The organism is Cupriavidus sp. 8B, from assembly GCF_054589115.1.
On record NZ_BAAILO010000228.1, the window covers coordinates 1 to 1,837 of the forward strand.

Below are 1,837 nucleotides of genomic sequence, written 5' to 3' on the forward strand. Positions count from 1 at the left end.
ACCGAGCTTTGAGCACGCGGCGCGCATAATGCTTTGATTTCTCACGGTTATGCACGCGCGAGCGAGTCGATTACTGGGTACAGGCGACGGGGCTGACGTTGAGCAGGCGGAAGGCCTTTTCTTGAACTGGGGTCGGCCGCGTGATCATGATGATCTTTGCTTGCGGGTTGAGGGGGGTGTGACAGACGTTGTAAGCGAGCGTGGCCAGATCATCGAGCAACGTGCGGAAGCTGTGCACCGGCAAGCCGTCCTCGCCAAGCCTGGTGGCGTCCTTGATTTTCGCCTGGTCCGAGCGTCGTGCCTTGGCCACTGGCGAGGGCCGAGCCGCACGCGCGAGCTCGACGTATTCATCGTCGAACAGCATCGGCTTTAACTTCTCGCGCATGTGCCACTCGACGTAGTAGGCAAGCATGCACAGAAAGACGTGAGCGCGCACGCGCGCGGCGTTCCAATGGAATACGGGACGCACCTGCAGATCGACCGTCTTGAGCGAACGGAAGGCCCGCTCCACCACCGCCAGACCCTTGTAGGCCATCACGGCCGCCTCAGCCGGCAAGTCCGTTGCCGGCAGGCTCGTACGCACCACGTACAGGCCATCGAGTGCGGCCTCCTGCTGAATCTGTTCGGCCTTGCGTTCCCAGGTGAAGCTCGAGTCGGTGATGTTCAACTCGAAGTGCTTGCCCATCCTGAAGTGATCGATGACGCGGCCTACGCGTAGGGCAATCTCCTCGGTGCCCTTGAGGCGGTTGCGGGCACGCGTGGTCGCGTCGGTGATCTTCATCAACTCGGCTTCGGTGGCCTGCAGCAGCGCCTCGCGTTTGCGGCTGCGCTCCTCGGCCAGTAGCGGATTGCGACACACGATGAGCCGCTCGCCGGGGAACGCCTCGCTGGTCACCTCCAGCAGGTTGCGCTCATCGAATAGCGAGGGCTGGAAGGGACCCTTCTCCCGGGCAAGTGCGGCCATCTGCGGCGCGCGCAGGCTGCTCACCCAGTCCAGGCCAGCCGGGCGCAATACCGTGTCGATGCGCGCCTGCGTGAGCATGCCCCGGTCGCCCACCCACGCGAGCTTCTCGATGCCATAGCGGTTCTTGAGCTTGTCCACCTGCGAGGCCACGGTAGCCGGATCGGCGGTGTTGCCGGCGAAGACTTCGACCGCCACCGGACAGCCCTCAGGCGTGCAGACCAGACCGAACACGATCTGCGGGTCGTCGCGCTTGCCATCACGGCTGTAGCCGTGGGCGGCAAGCTCGCAGCAGCGTCCGGTCACCCACGTGGAAGTGAGGTCATAGAGCACCAACGTACTGCCGCTCAGATGCTGCCTGGCAAGGCGCTTTTCGATGCCTTCCTGAGCTTCTCCCAGCCAGTCGAGCGCGGCATAGACCTGCTCGAGTTCGACGTCGCCCAACTTGAGCAGCCGCGACAGCGAGTGGGCCGCGGTCTCGTCGCGCAACATGCGATGCGTGGCGAGCTTGGAAGCGGGAGACACCACCCGCGCCACCAGTAGTGCCATCACCACCGAGCGCAGCGCGGCCGGTGCCGAGGCAAACCACTGCTCGGCGCCGCAGGCGCGCGCCGCGCCAAGCACGGCGGCCACGTGTCCGTGTGGCAGGCTGCGCTCGATCACGAAGGCCTCATCGGCGGCCGACACCGCGACGCCACCGCGTAGCAGCACCTTCAAGCCTTCGATGACCTCGGCGGGCAGCGACGAGAGATTGGCGAGGGTGCGCTTCTTGACCGTGTTGCCGTCGCGATAGGACTCGCGCAGCAGGACGGCGGGGGGCGAGTTGCGGTTGGGGACGTGTTCGATATACATGAACACTTATTCAAGCACAAAGCT

General features: G+C 64.7%; 1 protein-coding gene. It reads right to left on the reverse strand.

Annotated features, from left to right (window positions below):
* Positions 1-70: 70 nt before the first annotated feature.
* Complete coding sequence (locus ACYP5B_RS22170; protein WP_459571111.1) at positions 71-1,813, reverse strand: IS1634 family transposase; 1,743 nt, start codon at positions 1,811-1,813, stop codon at positions 71-73.
* Positions 1,814-1,837: the final 24 nt, after the last annotated feature.

Coding starts and splice junctions, on each gene's coding strand:
- ACYP5B_RS22170 (WP_459571111.1), bottom strand. CDS start 1,813: ATGTATATCGAACACGTCCCCAACCGCAACTCGCCCCCCGCCGTCCTG.